Genomic DNA, 17,843 nt, shown 5'->3' with positions numbered 1-17,843 from the left:
CAGGGCGCATCTTGTGGCCCCATAAACTGCGCTAAAACAAATCCTCACCTCGCAGCGCATTCAAAACCAGCGAGAAAGCTGGAGTCGGCAAACGACGGCTTGGATAGTACAGGTGATAACCCGGGAACAAGGGACACCAGTCTTCCAGTACCCGTACCAGGCGACCCTCCTCAATGTGCGGGGCAAATTCTTCCTCTGGCAAATAGGCTATTCCCAAGCCGTTCACTGCCGCCGCCGGGACATGTGCGCTGGTGTTCACAATGATCTGGCCTGCCACACGCACGTTGATTTTTCGACCACGTTTTTCGAATTCCCAGGCGTCAACTCCGCCAAGGGTTGGATAGCGTATGTCGATGCAGGCGTGATTCACCAGATCCTGTGGTTTCTTCGGCATGCGGTTGCGCGTGAAATAGGAGGGCGATGCTACGGCAGCCATCCTGACCTCGGGTCCGATTGGTACGGCAATCATGTCTTTATCGACAGTGTCGCCAAATCTTATGCCTGCATCAAAGCGATCGGCCACGATGTCCCGGAAGCCGTAATTGATATCAAACTCAACCTTGATGTCAGGGTATTCAAGGAGTAGAGGAGTGAGTCGCGGAAGGAGGATCGTCTTCAGAACAAAATCGCCGCAGGTAATGCGTACCGTACCGGCAGGCTTGTCACGAAGCTCAGTCAAAGCATCGAGCTCGGACTCAATCTCGTCGAAACGGTGACCAATGGCTTGCATCAGGCGTTCACCCGCGCTGGTCGGCGAGACGCTACGCGTGGTGCGCGTAAGCAGACGAATTTTCAGCCGCTTTTCAAGCGCGGAAACAGTCTGGCTCAGGGCGGACTGCGTGACACCCAAGTGGGCGGCCGCTCGGGTAAAGCTGCCCTCCCTTGCGACTGTCACAAAGCCCAAAAGATCGTTCAGATTATGTCGCGGCATCGAAATCTGCCTGTTGTGATTGAATAGCTGTGCTTATAACTTCAAGAAGCTTTCATTAGCTTATCAAGCATGATGCATCCCCGGAGAATAGGGCAAGCCTCACCTGTAGGCAGGGCTCGTACAATCCGCTGATTCAGACCGGCAACCACGGCGATCAGCATCTATTCACTGATGGGAGCAACTCATGAGAAAACTCGTTATTTTGCTCGGCCTTCTGATGGCGTCGCTCTCCGCACTGGGGGCAGACATGTCTAACGGAGCCGATAACTTTTACAAAAGTGAGAAGATCACGATGCAACAGGTGACCTTCAAAAATCAGTACCAGATGAAAACGGCAGGGAATCTGTTCGTTCCCAAGGATCTGAAACCAGGCAGTAAAAGCCCGGCGATCATCGTTGGCCACCCCATGGGCGCGGTCAAGGAGCAGAGTTCGAACCTGTATGCCCAGAAACTGGCAGAGCAAGGTTTTGTGACCCTTGCCATTGATTTGTCGTACTGGGGCGAAAGTGAAGGGCAGCCACGCAATGCGGTTTTGCCCGATATCTACGCTGAGGATTTCAGCGCAGCTGTTGATTACCTTGGCACGCAGACGTTTGTGGACCGGAATCGGATGGGTGTCTTGGGCATTTGTGGCAGCGGGAGCTTTGTCATCAGTGCTGCCAAGATCGACCCTCGGATGAAGGCGATTGCGACGGTCAGCATGTATGACATGGGTGCGGCCAACCGAAACGGCTTGAAGCACTCCGTCACTGTCGAGCAACGCAAGCAAGCCATCGCCGCTGCCGCCGAGCAGCGTTATGTCGAGTTCACCGGTGGCGAAACCAGGTACACCAGTGGAACGGTTCATGCGCTGACGGAAGAATCCAACCCTATCGAGCGCGAGTTCTACGATTTCTACCGCACGCCGCGTGGTGAGTTCACCCCCAAAGGACAGTCACCGTTGCTGACCACTCACCCGACGCTGACCAGCAATGCCAAGTTCATGAATTTCTATCCCTTCAACGATATCGAGACAATCTCGCCGCGCCCAATGCTGTTCATCGCCGGTGAAAATGCTCACTCGCGTGAGTTCAGTGAAGAGGCTTATCGACTGGCGGGTCAACCCAAAGAGCTTGTCATCATTCCAGGTGCGGGCCACGTGGATCTCTATGATCGGGTCGGTCTTATCCCGTTTTCCAAGCTGGCCTCGTTCTTCCTGACGCACCTTAGATGACATTGATCGTACCCACCCAGGCAGCCAGTCGACAGGTATGGGGCGCAGTCCTGGCGATGTCGCTGTGCGCCTTTGTCCTGGTGACTTCGGAGTTTCTGCCAGTGAGCTTGCTCACGCCCATTGCGAACGATCTCGCGCTGACCGAGGGGCAGGCCGGACAGGCGATTTCCATTTCCGGCCTCTTCGCGGTCATCACCAGTCTTTTCATTTCCTCAGTCATTCGCCGGCTCGACCGAAGACCCGTTTTGCTCTTCCTGACAGCCTTGATGATTGCCTCGGGCACGCTCGTCGCCTTTGCCCCGAATTACTCGGCACTGATGGTTGGTCGAGCCATTTTGGGGATCTCTATTGGCGGCAGTTGGGCAATGTCGACTGCCGTCATGATGCGGATTGCACCTGAGAGCTTCGTACCGAAAGCCATTGCTTTGATCCAGGGTGGTACGGCACTCGCCACTGCAGTTGCAGCACCCATTGGCAGTTTCATGGGCGGGCTGATCGGCTGGCGAGGGGCGTTCTTTTGCGTGGTTCCGCTCGCTGCTTTGGCGCTCTGTTGGCAAGCATTCACCTTGCCGAAAATGCCCGGTCAAAATGAGTCTGGATCTGCACTTCGAGTGTTTCGGCTGTTAGGTAACGCCAACGTCTCGCTAGGCATGGCCGCAGTGGCATTTTTGTTCATGGGGCAATTCGCGCTATTCACCTACCTGCGTCCGTTCCTGGAGTTGGTGACTCGCGTCGATGTTTCGGGGCTTTCCCTGCTATTGCTGATTATAGGAATGGCCGGATTGGGAGGCACTCTGGTGATCGGCTCGGTCTTGAACAGAAGTCTTTATCGGGTGCTGGTGATCATTCCTTTCCTGATGTCGGGCATTGCGGCGGCTCTGGTGGTCTTTGGCAGCTCGATGTGGACGACCGCCGTTTTGCTGGGTATTTGGGGGCTGATTGCTACATGCGCGCCTGTGGGCTGGTTTACCTGGCTGTCACGCACACTTCCACGAGATGCCGAAACCGGAGGGGGGTTAATGGTCGCGGTGATTCAGTTGGCTATCACACTGGGTGCGACATTGGGTGGGTTGCTATATGACGCAATGGGTTATCAGGCTACGTTCATCGCAAGTGGAGTATTTCTTTTGATAGCTGCCGCGCTCGCACTGTTCGTGTCGCGATCGGATCCTGCAGAGGTTCGGGCGCTACGCGCCTCCCCATGCTAGCCATCGCGAGACGGGCTCGCATGGCGAGCGATGCGCAATGCACAATCGAGGTCTTCGTTACTGCTCAAGCATCAAGCTGCGCCAAATGATGATCGGCTGATTCAGCAAGACTTCCGGTTGCAACTGTTCCGGTGCCGGTATGTTGCACGAGGGCTGCTCTTCTGGTTCAGGTGCCTGCGTCTGATGCTCGGCAGCATGCACGTTATCCGCTGACATTTTTTTAGGGCGCTTGGTTGATCGTTATGGTGACTTTGCCTTTTGATTTGCCCTGTTCGACATACCGCAACGCTTCTGCCGTCGATTCAAAAGAGAAGGAGCGGTCGATGACGGGCTTGATCACTCCAGCTTCAATGAGGGTGGTGATGTTTTGTAGTTGTGCGCCATTTGCGCGCATAAACAAAAATGTATAGCTGACACCATGCTTGCGCGCTTTTCTTCGAATACCGCCGCTCAGCAGACGCATGACTTGCCGCAGTGCCCAGGATAAACCTTGTTCAAGGGCGAACTGCGCTGTCGGCGGCCCCGATATGGAAATGAGCTGGCCGCCAGGCTTGAGCACCTTCAATGATTTTTCCAGTACATCGGCACCGAGGCTGTTTAACACCACGTCATAGTCGTGCAATTCGCTTTCAAAATTTTGCTGTTTGTAATCGATGACCACGTCCGCCCCGAGTGCTTTCAGCCACTCGACATTCGACGTGCTGGTGGTCGTCGCAACAAAAGCTCCAAGGTGTTTGGCGAGTTGAATGGCCAGCGTGCCGACACCGCCGGATCCGGCGTGGATCAACACTTTCTGGCCCTTTTTCAATTGAGCGGTTTCAACCAGTGCCTGCCAGGCAGTCAAAGCGACCAAGGGAATGGACGCGGCTTCGGCCATGCTGAGATTCAAGGGTTTGAGCGCGAGTGCGTTTTCGTTCACGGCAATCAGTTCAGCAAACGTGCCGATCCTTTTCTCGGGAGGGCGTGCATAGACTTCGTCCCCTGGCTTGAACCGTTTCACCGCCGGGCCGGTGCGTACCACGATTCCGGCCAGGTCATTGCCCAGGACCAATGGAAATGAATAGGGCAGGATCATTTTGAATTCGCCCGTTCTGATTTTCGAGTCCAACGGGTTCACGCTTGTGGCATGCACTTGAATCAGCACCTCATGGGCACCTACCGTAGGGTCGGGTACTTCGCCAATAACCCCGTTCTGCTTGCCATAGCGATCGATAAAAAATGCCTTCATGATGCTGCTCTTGTCTGTTGGAATGAGGAGCCCCGACCACCTTGATCTTGATGCAAACAAGGCGTCGAGGCTGTCAGGCGTTGAGGTCTTGTGCGACGAATCCGCCGAGTGAGAAGCCGAGCCAGGTCAACGAGCTTGGTATCGTTGCGCGACAGCGGACTGCCTGATCTGCGACAGCAGCCCCTGACGGGCTGTTTGCAGGACATCCCAACGCTCACTTTCCTGCAGCGGTGGGATGGTCACCGGCTCGCGACGGTCGAAGCCGACCAGCGCCGCATCCACCAGATCACCCACCTCCATGATTTCGCTCAAGGTGTTGATGTCGATACCGGCGCGATCCCAGATCTCTGTACGGGTGGCGGCAGGTAGTACGGCTTGCACATACACACCTTGGGGCGAAAGCTCCAGGCTGAGGCCCTGGGAAAGGAACAGCACAAACGCCTTGGTCGCCCCGTAGACCGACATGCCGAACTCCGGAGCCAGACCGACCACCGAACCGATGTTGATAATCGCGCCGTTACCCGCTCTGGCCAGACGCGGAGCAATAGCACTGGCCAGGCGCACCAGCGCAGTCGTGTTCAGGGCTACCAGATGCGCGACGCTGTCAGTGCTCTGCTCGATGAAGTTACCGGCCTGCGCGGCACCGGCGTTATTGACGAGGATGCCAATGCTGGCGTCATCGCGCAGACGAGCTTCGACGACCGTCAGGTCGCTGAGTTGGGTCAGGTCCGCTTGCAGCACATCGATGGTGACGTCATGTTCGCTGCGTAACCTGGTTGCGAGCGTTTGCAAGCGCGCCTGATCTCGGGCGACCAGAATCAGATCATGCCCGCGTTGGGCAAAGCGCTCGGCGTAAACAGCGCCGATGCCGGTGGAAGCGCCAGTAATGAGAACGGTGGGGCGAATGGTCATGGCCTTCTCTCTTTTCAGGGACATCGATAGAAATTGATGCGCGAAATCACGGGTGATGCATGGTTCGCGCTAAGTACGAAGCCTTCACCCACACAGTTGCGCGTCAAGGGAGTGAGTACTTGCATTTAGGATGATGATCGAAATCTAAACTGTCAACGTAATTTGATTACGCTCAACATCTATGTATCATTGGCGCATGATTTTTGAGCAGAACACGAGGTGTGCACGTGAGAGTGACCAAGGCCCAGGCGCAAGCAAATCGGGAGCACATCGTCGAGACGGCCTCTGTGCTGTTTCGCGAGCGAGGTTTTGACGGCGTGGGCGTGGCGGACCTCATGGCGGCTGCCGGGTTCACCCACGGAGGCTTCTACAAACATTTCGGCTCGAAGGCTGACCTGATGACAGAGGCATCCGCCAACAGTCTTTCCCGATCGTTAGCCAATGCCGAAGCGCTCGATGTTCAAGGATTCATCGATGTGTATGTATCCAGGGCTCACCGGGACGACCGCAGCGGCGGTTGCACCATGGCTGCATTGTGTGGCGACGCTGCGCGCCAGCCGGATGCGTTGAAAGCGGCATTTGCCGATGGGATTGAACACATGCTGCAAACGCTGGGAAGTAAGTATCCAACTGCGCCAGATGCGCCGCCCGGGGATGCGAGAGTGAAGATGATCGACATGCTGGCGCATGCGGTAGGGGCGATCATATTGTCGCGTGCTTGTCCGGACGACTCTGCGCTGGCTGATGAAATACTCGAGGTTTGCCACGCTCGTATGACTGCATCTTTACCTGTTCAGTCGGAAACTTAGGACCTGCTCGATTGATCGTTTTGGCTATGCCTGCGATGGGTGGTGTCAGCTCTTAAAGCCGCTATTTCTGCGTCCACTTGCCACCCGCGGTCTCGCAATCGATCCTGGCCTGCGGCAGGTTCTCGACGCTGTAGTAATAGGTGATGACCTGGGCATTGTCGGGAATGTTCAGCGGTTTGCTGTTCTTGTCCTTGCTTATCGACTGAGGGTTGGCCAGCGCCTCTGCAGTCAATGTACCCAGGCAGGTGGCCCGATAGTGATCGCTGCACTGGGCAACTTTTTTCTTGGTGCTGGTCAGCATTTCCTTGCTCTCGTTGCTGCAGGACCAATCGATAGAGTCCACCGGCATGCCTTCGTACTCATAGCAGGAGTGTGTTTCGATCACGGGAACGGAAGGGCTTTGGGAGCGGGTCTTGACGTCGCATCCTTGTGCCATCACCCACGTGGGGCACAGGCAGACGATCAGAAGCCCAAGCAGTCTACTGTTCATCGGTATTTCCTCTCCTATAGCGCCCCTGTCGGGGATGGAATTCAGCTACACGAAGGGCTGGCCGGTGAAACCACGCGGCAGTCTTTGCAACCCGGGCATTTCGATCAGGCGCTGGGTCCAGGCTGCGCGCCAGTCATTGGCAGTGTGGGTGGCTTTGGCCTTGCGTGCGGCGCGACGGGCAGCGTTGCGTTCGGCTTTGCGTGCTTCTTTGAACGCATCGGTGTTTCGGCAGCTTCGGCATTTCACGCGGGTCAGTATTCGGCTTGAAGTCAGATTGCTGCCTTTGTGTCCGCAGGCCAGGTGCCCGCCGACTTTGAAGTGAGTGACCACGAGGCATCTCCTTCGTTATGTGTAATCGTTCGACAGACGGGCGAGGGCGTTCGTTCGCTATATAGCAGGCAAAAAAAAAGGCCCGCATGCGGGCGGGCCAGAGGGATTTCTTGAAAGGAGTGGATGCACTGTAGGGGATGAGTTGTGAAGGCCGTGTGAAATGGGGAAAGACGCCAACAAAAAAATCCCGGCAAATCTGGCCGGGCGGATGTGTGGGGCATACAGGCGGGCAGGCATGAACCTGGCGACGATGGTTACCGTTCAGTGCCCTTGATAGGGCTTCGTGCTTGGCTCAAGTATTTGGGCCTACTCATCTGAACCGAGGAAGCGGCGGCTCGACAGATTTCAGTGAAGACAGGGCGCTGCGAATCTGCGGCGTGTCTTTCTCGATGTCATTCAGACGATCGCGAATCCTGAGGGCTGTCGGATGCCCTCCTTGATTATCAACCCAATCGGCGATTTCCTTGCAGGCAGCGGCTAGGCGCGCCTGACGGGAGTCAAGCAGGGTAAGCAGGGTGGTGATGGACTCTTTCTCGGACATGACATACACCTCCGTTCAAAGAAATCGGGTAAAGGGCAACAAAAAGCCCGCGGGGAGCGAGCTTTCTGCCGATGGGTCGCCGATCCTTCAGCACCTTTAAGTATAGACCCGGAAACAAAACAGACCAGCTTCAGGCCAGCCGGGATTTCGGCGAGCTGACCGCGTTAAGCCGCCGACATTCGCGCGCGGCATCCTCTTCAAGATCGAAGCCGTCACCAATGAAGCCGCGAGTACGGGTATCGGCGATGCGATACCAGACGGCAGCATCGGGTGGCGGGTGATCAGCTTCTCCGGCCCGGCGGCCATGAATGATGATCTTGTTGCAGCGCTTCACAACGAAAATGTCTTCCATGGCGTCACCCGAAGCTATTCGTGTTCAGGTCAAGCATAGAAGCCCTTTGCAATCACGCAAAAAAAGGGCAGGTCAGTTCGTCGGTTTAGTTCGCCTCGAAGAGCGCTTAGGGTGTTTCAGCCGTCTCGATAAGCTTCTCCAGAAGCACAGCCAATGCGACTTCTTCTGCCCTCAACCTTTTACGCCCTCTGGATCGCGGCAGTTTCGATAAGGCGCCCTGCATGAAACCATCGACAACCGCCGGATGGATGTAGCACTTGCGGCAAACCGCTGGAGTGTTACCCAGCTGCCGGGCGACGTTCTTGACCATTTCCACGACATGCCGCTTCGCGTCGGCTTCCGATTCCCACTGCAACTCGCGCAACACCGCCAATGCCAGTGCACTGCCAGCCCAAGTGCGGTAGTCCTTGGCAGTGAAATCAGCGCCGGTCAGCGTCTGCAAGTAGGCGTTGACGTCGGAGGAGCTGATGGTGTGCCGCTCGCCGTTTTCATCCAGATACTGAAAGAGATTTTGCCCGGGAATCTCCAGGCAGCGCTTGATGATCCGCGCCAGGCGCCGGTCCTTTACGGTGATCTGGTGCTCGATGCCACTCTTGCCGCGAAACTGGAACACAATCGCGCTGCCGTTGACCTCGACGTGGCGGTTGCGCAGGGTCGTCAGGCCATATGAGCGGTTGTCCCGGGCGTATTGGGTGTTGCCGACCCGGATCAGCGTCGCATCGAGCAAGGTAATCACTGTGGCCATGACCTTGTCGCGGCTGAATCCGGGGGCCGCCAGCAGAGTTTCAAGCTGTTTGCGCAGTTTCGGCAGGGCCAGGCCGAAGTCCCGCAAACGCGAGTATTTGTCAGCATCGCGCACTTCGCGCCAGCGTGGGTGATAACGGTATTGCTTGCGACCACGAGCGTCGCGGCCGGTAGCTTGCAGATGGCCGCGTGGGTCGGGGCAAATCCACACATCGGTGTAGGCGGGGGGCACCGCGAGTGCATTGATCCGTTTGATTTCATCCGGATCGGTAATGCGCTGACCCGCCGGGTCGAAGTAGCAGAACTTGCCGCGCAGAAGCTTGCGGGTGATGCCGGGCTGGCTGTCATCGACGTAATGCAGGTCGGGCGGCAGAACATCGGGCAACGCGGTATCTGGCATGTCGGGCAATCCTGGGCGACGAATCATGGGGGCGTTAAGCCATTGACCACGCGCCATCGTCGGGGTGCCGACGGATTCAGGCCAGAACCGCCACCGCTTTGATTTGCGCCCAAAGTTGCTGCCCGGGATGTACGCCCAGTTGATCCCGGGAATAACGGGTAATTCGCGCCAGCAGTGGTGTGCCCGCCGCGTTCAGGCGGATCAGCACGTGGGCGGCGTTATCGGCAGCGATTTCACTGATCACTGTGACCGGCAGGCGATTGAGAATGCTGCTTTGCTCCACGCCTTGCAGACTCAGGCTGACATCCCGCGCCTGGACCTTGCAGCGCAGTGCCTGGCCCTCGGCCATCGATGAATGGGCAACCCGAATACTCAGGTCCGTGTTGGGCAGCTGCAAGGTCAACAACTGATAGTCAGCGTCATAGGTTCTGACATGCCCTTCGATCACCACGCCGGCATCGTCGCCCAGCGCCAGCGGCAGATCGAGCCGGGCCAGGGTTTCGCCGATGGCGCCGCTGGCCAAAGCCTTGCCGTTGCTGAGCAGAACGAGGTGGTCGGCAAGCCGCGCGACTTCATCCTGGGAATGGCTGACGTACAGCACGGGAATATCCAGTTCGTCATGCAGCCGTTGCAGGTACGGCAGGATTTCGTTTTTACGCTGGGTATCGAGCGCCGCCAGCGGTTCGTCCATCAACAATAGTTTCGGGCTGGTGAGCAGGGCGCGAGCGATGCCGATCCGCTGGCGCTCGCCGCCAGAAAGGTTCTGCGGATCGCGCTCCAGCAAATGGCCGATCCCCAGCAACTCAGTGGCATGGGCCACGTCGACCCGCCGCTGTTGGCGAGGAATGCGCTTGAGACCGAATTCAAGATTGCCCCGCACCGATAAATGTGGGAACAGGCTGGCTTCCTGGAAAACATAACCCAGGGCGCGCTTATGCGGCGGGACGAAAATCCGTTTGTCGCTGTCCTGCCAGACTTCATCGTTGACCTGAACAAAACCCTGCTCGGCGCGTTCCAGCCCGGCGATGCAGCGCAGGCACGTGGTTTTGCCCGAGCCGGAATGGCCGTAAAGCGCCGTCACCCCTCGGCCGGGCAGTTGCAGGGCGACATCCAGGGAGAATCCCGAATAATTGAGTTTCAGGCGCGCATGAATCATCGATCAGCTCCAGACCGCTTTGGTTTTACGGCTGGAGTAGAGCGCCAGCAATACCACAAACGAGAACACCAGCATCGCCCCGGCCAGCCAATGAGCCTGGGCATATTCCAGGGCTTCGACGTGATCGTAGATCTGCACCGAGACCACGCGGGTCTTGTCGGGAATGTTGCCGCCAATCATCAGCACGACGCCGAACTCGCCGACGGTGTGGGCGAAACCGAGAATGGCCGCCGTGATGAAGCCGGGACGGGCCAACGGCACCACTACGCTGAAGAACGTATCCCGGGGATTGGCCCGCAAGGTTGCAGCCACTTCCAGTGGGCGAGTGCCGATGGCGGCAAAAGCATTTTGCAGGGGTTGGACCACGAACGGCATCGAGTACAGCACCGAGCCGATCACCAGCCCCGCAAAACTGAAGGTGAGGGTGCCGAGGCCCAGCGATTGGGTAAATTGACCGATCCAGCCGTTTGGACCGAGCGCCAGCAACAAGTAGAAACCGATCACTGTCGGCGGCAGCACCAAGGGCAGGGCAACGATTGCTCCGATAGGGCCGCGCAGCCAGGACCGGGTACGCGACAGCCATAACGCAATCGGAGTGCCGATGACCAACAGTATCGCAGTCGTCAGGGACGCCAGTTTCAGGGTCAGCCAGATTGCTGAATAGTCGGCACTCGATAGCGTCATTTAGAGTTGGTAACCGTAGGATTTGATGACGGCGGCGGCTTTTGGGCCTTTGAGGTAATCAACCAGTGCCTTGGCGGCGGGGTTGTCCTTGCCCTTATTGAGGATCACCGCGTCTTGTTTGATCGGATCATGCAGATCGGCCGGAACGATCCAGGCCGAACCGCTGGTGACTTTGCCGTCTTTGTAAATCTGCGACAAGGCCACAAAACCGAGTTCGGCATTGCCAGTGGAAACGAACTGGTAAGCCTGGGTGATGTTCTGGCCTTCGACCAGCTTGTCTTTGACCTTGTCGGTCAGGCCCTGCCTGGCCAGCACTTGAGTGGCAGCCAGGCCATACGGGGCGGCTTTCGGATTGGCGATGGACAGATGCTGATACTGTTTTTCGCTCAGCACCTTGCCCTGGGCGTCGACATAACCGTCCCTGGCCGACCACAGCGCCAGGGTGCCGACAGCGTAGGTGAAGCGCGAGCCTTTGACCGTGTCGCCTTCGGCCTCGAGTTTTTGCGCAGTGGCGCCGTCTGCCGAGAGGAACACTTCGAACGGCGCACCGTTCTTGATCTGGGTATAGAACTGGCCGGTTGCCCCAAAGGAGGTGACCAGTTTATGCCCGGTATCTTTCTCGAAATTAGCCGCGATGGTTCGGATTGGCGCAGTAAAGTTGGCGGCAACAGCGACCTGGACTTCATCCGCCCGAACGGAGCCGAAAACAAACACAGCGATCAGACACGCGGGGGCAATACGTGAGGCAGGAATGAACATGGAGCGGCTCCGTGGCAGGCGAGTGAAACGCTATATAGCGGAATATATAGCGAATGGCCTGTAAACGGAACTTTCTAGCGGCGTGAAGAGCTCAGCTGTGATGAAGGGGCTGTAGAGAGAGGCTTGCTTATGATCAAGGAACTTCTCTCTGGTGAGAGGCTTGCCTCTGGTGAAGGGACTTGCCTGTGGTGAAGGGGTTTGCCTGTGGCGAGGGGGCTTGCCTGTGGCGAGGGGGCTTGCCCCCGTTCGAGTGCGTAGCACTCGCAAAAAATCTACGGGGCCGCTTCGCACCCAACGGGGGCAAGCCCCCTCACCACAGTCATCAACCTCGCCACAATGTTTAGCAGTGAGTCAATTTGGCCAGCGCCTCATCCGCCAACCGCCGGGTCAGCTCTGCCGAAGTCATTTCAACCCCCAACGTAAACGCCTGCCCAGCCCATAGATTGCTGAAATCCGCTTCTCCTTTGGCCCGCAACGGCATCAACGCGCCACCCGCCAGGGGAAAGGCCGGCGCCTTGTCACACATCGGCCCCAGTTCACGCATCACCCGATTGAGAATCCCGCGCGCCGGGCGCCCGGTGAACAGGTTGGTCAGCGCCGTTTCGCTTTCCTTGGCCGTGCGCAACGCCTTGTGATGAGACGCGCTGACCTTGGCCTCCGGCGTGAACAAATAAGCCGTACCCACCTGGACCGCCGAAGCACCCAACAGAAAAGCCGCCGCCACGCCCCGCGCATCTCCAATCCCGCCCGCCGCAATCACCGGCACGTTCACCGCATCGACGATTTGCGGCACCAGGGCAAAGGTTCCTACCTGGCTGCTCAGGTCATCACTGAGGAACATCCCCCGGTGACCGCCGGCCTCGTAACCCATGGCGATGATCGCGTCGCAGCCATGTTGTTCCAGCCAGATGGCTTCTTCGACGGTGGTCGCCGAAGAGAGAATTTTCGCCCCGGTAGCCTTTACCCGATCCAGCAGGGACTTTGCCGGCAAGCCGAAGTGAAAACTCACCACTTCAGGACGAAATTCTTCGAGGACTTCGCAGGCTGCATGATCGAACGGTGCACGATTGGACACTGGCGTCGGCGCGTCGAAATCGACACCCAATTCCCGGTAATACGGTTCCAGCAGATTCTTCCAGTCCCGGGCGCGTTGCTCATCGGGCAGTGGAGGTTGATGGCAAAAGAAATTGACGTTGAGCGGGCCCCGGGTGTGTTGGCGAATCGTCCTCAGCTCTTCACGCAGTTGCTCAATACTCAACATCGCGGCGGGCATCGAGCCCAGGCCGCCAGCGTTGCTCACCGCAATCACCATGGCTGACGTCGTCGCGCCGGCCATGGGAGCCTGGATGATCGGCAGTTCGATCCCGAGCAAATCAAGAATGCGGGTGTCTGGCCATTGACTCATGTGCAGTGTTCTCCGACGTCGGTAGAAGCGAATTTGTATCAGTAATGACTGACGCAAGGCCAGTCGAGTTTGAAGATTGGCTTAAAGTCGGCTGCGGCGATGTGTGGTCTATCTTTGCATCCAGGGCTCAGCCACGTTTTCACGTTCCAGCAACTGACGCTTGCGCTCCACACCCCAGCGATAGCCCGACAGGTTGCCGTCGCTGCGCACCACGCGATGACAAGGGATTGCCACCGCCAGGCTATTCGCACCACAGGCCTGGGCCACGGCGCGCACGGCTTTCGGTGCGCCGATGCGCTGAGCGATATCGGCATAACTGGCGGTGCGGCCAGCGGGAATGTCCCGCAGGGCTTGCCACACCCGCTCCTGAAACGCCGTGCCGCGTACATCCAGCGGCAAGTCCAGGCCCAGGGCCGGGGCCTCGATAAAGCCCACCACTTTAGCGATCAGCTGTTCGAACTCATGATCGGCGCCAATCAGGTTGGCGCGCCGAAACTTGTCCTGCAGGTCACAGACCAATTGATGCGGGTCGTCCCCCAACAGAATCGCGCAGACGCCGCGTTCACTTTGCGCCACCAGAATCGCTCCCAGAGAACACTGGCCAACGGCAAAACGAATGTCGTTGTTCTGCCCGGCCGCACGGTAATCGCCGGGCTTCATGCCCAGCACTTGATCCGCGGCTTCATAGAAACGACTGTTGGAGTTGAATCCGGCGTCATACAGCGCATCGGTGACCGTACCGCCATCCGCCAAACGCTCGCGAACCTTGCGTGAGCGATGGGCGGTGGCGTAACCCTTGGGCGTCAGGCCGGTGATAGATTTGAACACACGATGGAAGTGGAAACTGCTCAGGCCGGCGGCCTGCGCCAGTTCATTCAGCGCCGGCAGCGTCTCGGCGGATTCGATGTGGCGGCATGCAGCGGCCACCGTCGTGGCGTGTTGTGCGGCGACGTCGCTTTGATCTTTCGCGGCCCGTTTGCTGGGGCGATAACCCGCTGCCTGAGCTTGCTCGGCGGTGTCGAAGAACTCGACATTCTGCGGCTTCGGCAAGCGCGCCAGGCTGCTGGGGTTGCAATAGATACCGGTGGTTTTCACCGCATACACAAACTGGCCGTCGGCGCGGGAATCGCGTGCGACCACGGCAGCCCAGCGAGGATCGTTCTCGGTAGCGATTGTTGTCGATTGAGTTGTCATGGCTTCATGTCCGTTGACCGTTTAATGCAGATTAATCAGCCGACAGAGACGTCACACTCCGGGTCTTGCGGTTGAATTCAACGGTTTCATCCAGCCGTACGAAAGGTGAAGTTGATCCGTTGTTCGCCCAACTGAGGGTGATAACCCTGCTTGATCGGCAATACGCCGTGATAACGCAAACGGTCGACGCCGCCCCAGACCACGATGTCCCCATGCAGCAGCGACACGCGTTGGCTTTTGGCGCTGCGTTCAAAGCCACCAAACAGAAACGTCGCCGGCAACCCCAAGGACACCGAAACGATGGGCGCCGCGTAGGAACCTTCGTCTTTGTCCTGATGCAACGACATTCTGGCACCGGGAATATAGCGGTTGATCAGGCAGGAATCCGGTACGAAATCGATAAACCCTGCTTCTCGCGCCGCTGCTTGGGCCAGTTCAAAAAACACCTCGGGCATTTCAGGCCAGGGCGCGCCGGTCTGCGGATCGTTACGGGTGTATTTATAGCCGCTGCGGTCGGTGGTCCAGCCCCAGGTGCCGCAACTGCTCAGCGCCACTGACATGGTAAAGCCGCCGGGCGTGACCATCTGCCGAAAAGGGGCTGCTGCCAGAATTGCCTCCAGTGCCGGCAGCAACCGGTCGAGCCAGGGCAGGGCGAAGCCTCTAAGCACGTAGGATTGTTCGCCGATTTGCTCGCGTCTGGGTTGTTGCTCGGGTTCGGCGTTGGCAAACAAATCGAGGGTAATCGGGCTCATGGGGTCATAACGCATCGTGAAAGATGATTCCAAGGGTATGCCGTTTTCCGCTGTGCAGGCGACTTACGCCATGACGCATCGTTACCCGGTAATAGCCGCGGACACCTTTTACCGGGCGTTGATTCACGGCAAAAATCAACGCGTCGCCTTTCTTCAGGCCGATGACTTGCGGGCGCGACTGCATCCGTGGGCGTTGTTCAGTCAGCACAAATTCGCCGCCGGTAAAGTCTTGTCCCGGTTCTGACAGAAGAATCGCCACTTGCAGCGGGAAGACGTGTTCGCCGTACAGATCCTGATGCAAACAGTTGTAATCCAGCGGGCCGTATTGCAGCAACAAAGGTGTCGGGCGTTCCTGACCGGCGGCATGACAGCGTTGCAAAAACGCTTCGTGCGATTCGGGAAAACGGGTCGGCAGGCCCATGGATTCGTACCAGCGATTGGCGATAGGTACCAGTCGAGGGTAGAGCGCGCTACGCAACCGGGCCACCGGCTTCGGCAGCGGATACGTGAAATACTTGTATTCGCCTTGGCCAAAGCCGTGGCGAGCCATCACCACTTTCGAGCGAAAGGGCTCGGGTCGGTCGTACAGGGTGCTTATTTCATCGCAAGTCCGATGGTCTAAAAACGACCGGATTAGGGCGCAGCCATCCTGGTCGAGTTGCTGCTCAAGCCTGGCCCAGTCGATGGCATCGTAATGAATCGGGTCGGTAAACAAGGTTCTGACTCCTTGACCATAAGGTCGAGGCGGCCAGTTTAGTGAGCGTGGCGGGAGCGGGCACTCCGTCGCTTGCGGTCTAATTCGAAAGGGGAGCAGACGTCCATGTTGTCGCTCCAGATCGCATTACAACGCTTTGCTCACGCTGATCTCGCTGATGACATCTTCAGTCTGGCCATGAATGACGTCGAGGGCCGCCTTGGCTTCTTCTTGCGTGCCGTTTTCCAGTTGAGCGAATTCAAAGCGGCGCTCGCCGTTGAGTTTGTATTTGATGACGTATTTGGTCGTTTGGGCCACGGTCATACCTGCCTGTTTTCGGGGTGGGCTCAGCTCAATTTCGAGCTGGAGCGGCGGATGATTTTGATCGAGTGCGTCAGGGTCGGCTTGCGGGTGACGCTGATCGGCCGGCGGTTGACCGTGTCGATAGTGATGTTCCAGAAGCCGGTGCTTGGCGCGGTGATGCGGGCCGGGAAGGTGTCGAATGCGCCGCCGTGATAAGTATGACGGCCGCCATTTTTGAAGCTGCGGAAGTTGGCGTCGTTCATCAAGCGGATGTTGCACATTTGGGAGCATTGAATGACGACGATGTCGTCTTCGTTGAGGTGCTCGCGCTGGTGGATAAATTTCATGGGGCGCCTCCAGAAGGGCTTTTTCTACAAAATCAAAACGATAGCATGGGCGATTGACGCAGTTTATCAGCCCGAACAGGTTATTATCCGGCTCTCGTGGTGCGCTTTGACAATTTAAAACAGTTATACGGAATTCTATGAGCGATAAAAGCAGTGAGCCTCGGAGAAAACCAGCATTTGAGCTGTCGGAAGGTCTTTATCGGAGGTTCTGTATGAAGTGGGGAGTGCTGGTCGGGCCGTTGGCGTTGGCAGTGGGTGGATGTGCGAGTGTCTCGGACATCAATGAGACACTGCCCACGATGAGCGTGATATCAGGCAAGAATCCCCATGAGTACGCCCAATGCCTGGTCGGAAAGCTCGCCGATAGCCGTGGAGCCCTGCAAATCGAGCCGCACAAGGAAAGCGTGCGAGTTATCGTGCCGCAAAAGTTCTCGTCAGGGCCGGCCGCGGTATTTGAAATTGAAGACCGCTCTGGCGGCAGCAGCATCAAGCTGCATGAACGCATTTCCAATGTGCCGTTGCGCCCATGGGATGTGCGCAATGCCGCCACTGCTTGCATATCCGGCTGATAAACTACCCCTCGTCAGCATCGATGCCGTCAAAGTCGCGCTTTGACGGCATTGTCATTTCTGGAGTCAAGCATGAAGCGAGAGCAGGTGCGCGAGCGCCATGCAGAGGGTCATATCTCTGCCACCCACGTGATTCAGAACCCGGCAAACCCGGGGGAGTGGATCGTGTTTTTCAAGAAAAGCGCCGGGCGCAGTTTTTTCCTGGTGGATGATAACGATGAAGTCGAGTCTTTCAGTCGCCTCGACGATTTGATCGAGACCGTGCGCGGGCTTGGGATCAAATTCGCCGAAATCCATATGTAGGGCAGCGAGAACCCTGTAGGAGCGAGCGGTGCGGCGATCCGACTTGCCCGCGAAGAATGCACCACGGTTTTTCAGGTATTACGCGTCATCGTTCTTCGCGGGCAAGCCTCGCTCCTACAGGATTTGCGTAGCTCAAGTTTCTCGACATTGGGAGCCCTACTTGCAGACCACTACCACACTGCGGTTTTTATAATTGCCGACGTCAACGCCCAAGGTCTTGTCGCTTTCCTGAAGCGCAGGTGTGCCGTCGGTACCGACAATTCGATAACCGGTGCCAGCGCAAGAGGCATCGGCTTTTTCGTAGCAGGTGGCCCAGTCGTTGGCTTCCCCGGAGCAGTCGATGCTCAGGCCTTGTTCGCCATTTTTCAGGTAAGTGGTTTCGGACGTGGCGCAGCCGCTCAGGGCCAGGACTGCAATCAGTGGCAAAAATTTATTCATGTCGTGGTGGTCGTCGGTGATGGAGGCTAAAGGCTGTGACAGCGGCGGCATCGAAAGATTGTAGCGAATGGCCACTTCGTT

General features: G+C 57.5%; 23 protein-coding genes. 5 read left to right on the top strand and 18 right to left on the bottom strand.

The window, feature by feature from the left end; all coding sequences use genetic code 11:
* Nucleotides 1-31: 31 nt before the first annotated feature.
* The gene (locus BZL43_RS03860; RefSeq protein ID WP_095631076.1) at nt 32-931 is read right to left on the bottom strand and encodes a LysR family transcriptional regulator; all 900 of its coding nucleotides are present in this window, start codon (nt 929-931) and stop codon (nt 32-34) included.
* 184 nt (nt 932-1,115) lie between these two features.
* Between BZL43_RS03860 and BZL43_RS03855 the strand changes: the two genes are divergently transcribed.
* Entirely contained in the window at nt 1,116-2,144 is a 1,029-nt protein-coding gene (locus BZL43_RS03855; protein WP_095631075.1) for an alpha/beta hydrolase, read from the top strand.
* The gene (locus BZL43_RS03850) at nt 2,141-3,352 is read left to right on the top strand and encodes an MFS transporter (RefSeq protein WP_095631074.1); all 1,212 of its coding nucleotides are present in this window, start codon (nt 2,141-2,143) and stop codon (nt 3,350-3,352) included. The genes BZL43_RS03855 and BZL43_RS03850 overlap by 4 nt, the downstream gene beginning before the upstream one ends.
* Before the next feature lie 220 nt (nt 3,353-3,572).
* Here the strand turns inward: BZL43_RS03850 and BZL43_RS03845 are convergent, their stop codons facing one another.
* Both BZL43_RS03845 and BZL43_RS03840 read right to left on the bottom strand, forming a co-directional pair.
* Nucleotides 3,573-4,580: an NADP-dependent oxidoreductase gene (locus tag BZL43_RS03845; RefSeq protein WP_095631073.1), complete on the bottom strand. Its 1,008-nt coding sequence runs from the start codon at nt 4,578-4,580 to the stop codon at nt 3,573-3,575.
* 126 nt (nt 4,581-4,706) lie between these two features.
* Nucleotides 4,707-5,492 (bottom strand): SDR family oxidoreductase, encoded by a 786-nt coding sequence (locus BZL43_RS03840; RefSeq protein ID WP_095631072.1) that lies wholly within the window; start codon nt 5,490-5,492, stop codon nt 4,707-4,709.
* Between the two features lie 227 nt (nt 5,493-5,719).
* Here BZL43_RS03840 and BZL43_RS03835 point away from each other — a divergent pair, with 227 nt between their 5' ends.
* A complete protein-coding gene (locus BZL43_RS03835; protein WP_095631071.1) occupies nt 5,720-6,301 on the top strand; it encodes a TetR/AcrR family transcriptional regulator in 582 nt (193 codons plus the stop codon).
* Between the two features lie 61 nt (nt 6,302-6,362).
* On the opposite strand, the gene BZL43_RS03830 is transcribed toward BZL43_RS03835, so the two are convergent.
* From BZL43_RS03830 to BZL43_RS03765, 14 genes are all read right to left on the bottom strand, one after another.
* Nucleotides 6,363-6,791, bottom strand: a complete 429-nt coding sequence (locus BZL43_RS03830; protein ID WP_095631070.1) for a hypothetical protein — start codon at nt 6,789-6,791, stop codon at nt 6,363-6,365.
* 45 nt (nt 6,792-6,836) lie between these two features.
* Entirely contained in the window at nt 6,837-7,121 is a 285-nt protein-coding gene (locus BZL43_RS03825; protein WP_095631069.1) for a hypothetical protein, read from the bottom strand.
* Nucleotides 7,122-7,431: 310 nt separating this feature from the next.
* Nucleotides 7,432-7,662, bottom strand: a complete 231-nt coding sequence (locus BZL43_RS03820) for a hypothetical protein (protein ID WP_095631068.1) — start codon at nt 7,660-7,662, stop codon at nt 7,432-7,434.
* A 130-nt stretch (nt 7,663-7,792) separates the two neighbouring features.
* The gene (locus BZL43_RS03815; protein ID WP_095631067.1) at nt 7,793-8,014 is read right to left on the bottom strand and encodes a hypothetical protein; all 222 of its coding nucleotides are present in this window, start codon (nt 8,012-8,014) and stop codon (nt 7,793-7,795) included.
* Between the two features lie 106 nt (nt 8,015-8,120).
* Nucleotides 8,121-9,158 (bottom strand): DNA topoisomerase IB, encoded by a 1,038-nt coding sequence (locus BZL43_RS03810; protein ID WP_095631066.1) that lies wholly within the window; start codon nt 9,156-9,158, stop codon nt 8,121-8,123.
* 76 nt (nt 9,159-9,234) lie between these two features.
* Entirely contained in the window at nt 9,235-10,314 is a 1,080-nt protein-coding gene (modC, locus tag BZL43_RS03805) for a molybdenum ABC transporter ATP-binding protein (protein ID WP_095631065.1), read from the bottom strand.
* Between the two features lie 3 nt (nt 10,315-10,317).
* A complete protein-coding gene (gene modB / locus BZL43_RS03800) occupies nt 10,318-10,998 on the bottom strand; it encodes a molybdate ABC transporter permease subunit (protein WP_095631064.1) in 681 nt (226 codons plus the stop codon).
* Nucleotides 10,999-11,757 carry a molybdate ABC transporter substrate-binding protein gene (modA, locus tag BZL43_RS03795; protein ID WP_095631063.1) on the bottom strand — a complete coding sequence of 253 codons (759 nt, stop codon included), beginning with the start codon at nt 11,755-11,757 and terminating at the stop codon, nt 10,999-11,001.
* 340 nt (nt 11,758-12,097) lie between these two features.
* Nucleotides 12,098-13,162, bottom strand: a complete 1,065-nt coding sequence (locus BZL43_RS03790) for a nitronate monooxygenase family protein (RefSeq protein WP_095631062.1) — start codon at nt 13,160-13,162, stop codon at nt 12,098-12,100.
* Nucleotides 13,163-13,270: 108 nt separating this feature from the next.
* Nucleotides 13,271-14,356, bottom strand: coding sequence for a bifunctional DNA-binding transcriptional regulator/O6-methylguanine-DNA methyltransferase Ada (gene ada / locus BZL43_RS03785; RefSeq protein ID WP_095631061.1), 1,086 nt, complete (start codon nt 14,354-14,356; stop codon nt 13,271-13,273).
* A gap of 86 nt (nt 14,357-14,442) precedes the next feature.
* A complete protein-coding gene (gene alkB, locus BZL43_RS03780; RefSeq protein WP_095631060.1) occupies nt 14,443-15,123 on the bottom strand; it encodes a DNA oxidative demethylase AlkB in 681 nt (226 codons plus the stop codon).
* A complete protein-coding gene (locus BZL43_RS03775; RefSeq protein ID WP_095631059.1) occupies nt 15,113-15,823 on the bottom strand; it encodes a 2OG-Fe(II) oxygenase in 711 nt (236 codons plus the stop codon). Before BZL43_RS03775 ends, alkB begins: the two co-directional genes overlap by 11 nt.
* 126 nt (nt 15,824-15,949) lie before the next feature.
* A complete protein-coding gene (locus BZL43_RS28230; RefSeq protein WP_168185061.1) occupies nt 15,950-16,120 on the bottom strand; it encodes a hypothetical protein in 171 nt (56 codons plus the stop codon).
* A 29-nt stretch (nt 16,121-16,149) separates the two neighbouring features.
* Nucleotides 16,150-16,452: a DUF1883 domain-containing protein gene (locus tag BZL43_RS03765; RefSeq protein ID WP_007900033.1), complete on the bottom strand. Its 303-nt coding sequence runs from the start codon at nt 16,450-16,452 to the stop codon at nt 16,150-16,152.
* 212 nt (nt 16,453-16,664) lie between these two features.
* Here BZL43_RS03765 and BZL43_RS03760 point away from each other — a divergent pair, with 212 nt between their 5' ends.
* Complete coding sequence (locus BZL43_RS03760; RefSeq protein ID WP_095631057.1) at nt 16,665-17,021, top strand: hypothetical protein; 357 nt, start codon at nt 16,665-16,667, stop codon at nt 17,019-17,021.
* A 72-nt stretch (nt 17,022-17,093) separates the two neighbouring features.
* Entirely contained in the window at nt 17,094-17,324 is a 231-nt protein-coding gene (locus BZL43_RS03755; protein ID WP_007935641.1) for a hypothetical protein, read from the top strand.
* Nucleotides 17,325-17,480: 156 nt separating this feature from the next.
* Here the strand turns inward: BZL43_RS03755 and BZL43_RS03750 are convergent, their stop codons facing one another.
* The gene (locus tag BZL43_RS03750) at nt 17,481-17,762 is read right to left on the bottom strand and encodes a hypothetical protein (RefSeq protein WP_095631156.1); all 282 of its coding nucleotides are present in this window, start codon (nt 17,760-17,762) and stop codon (nt 17,481-17,483) included.
* Nucleotides 17,763-17,843: the final 81 nt, after the last annotated feature.

Origin of the sequence: Pseudomonas sp. PICF141, from assembly GCF_002286815.1 — a bacterium.
Lineage (GTDB): Bacteria > Pseudomonadota > Gammaproteobacteria > Pseudomonadales > Pseudomonadaceae > Aquipseudomonas.
This window is presented reverse-complemented; position numbering and strand designations above follow the sequence as displayed.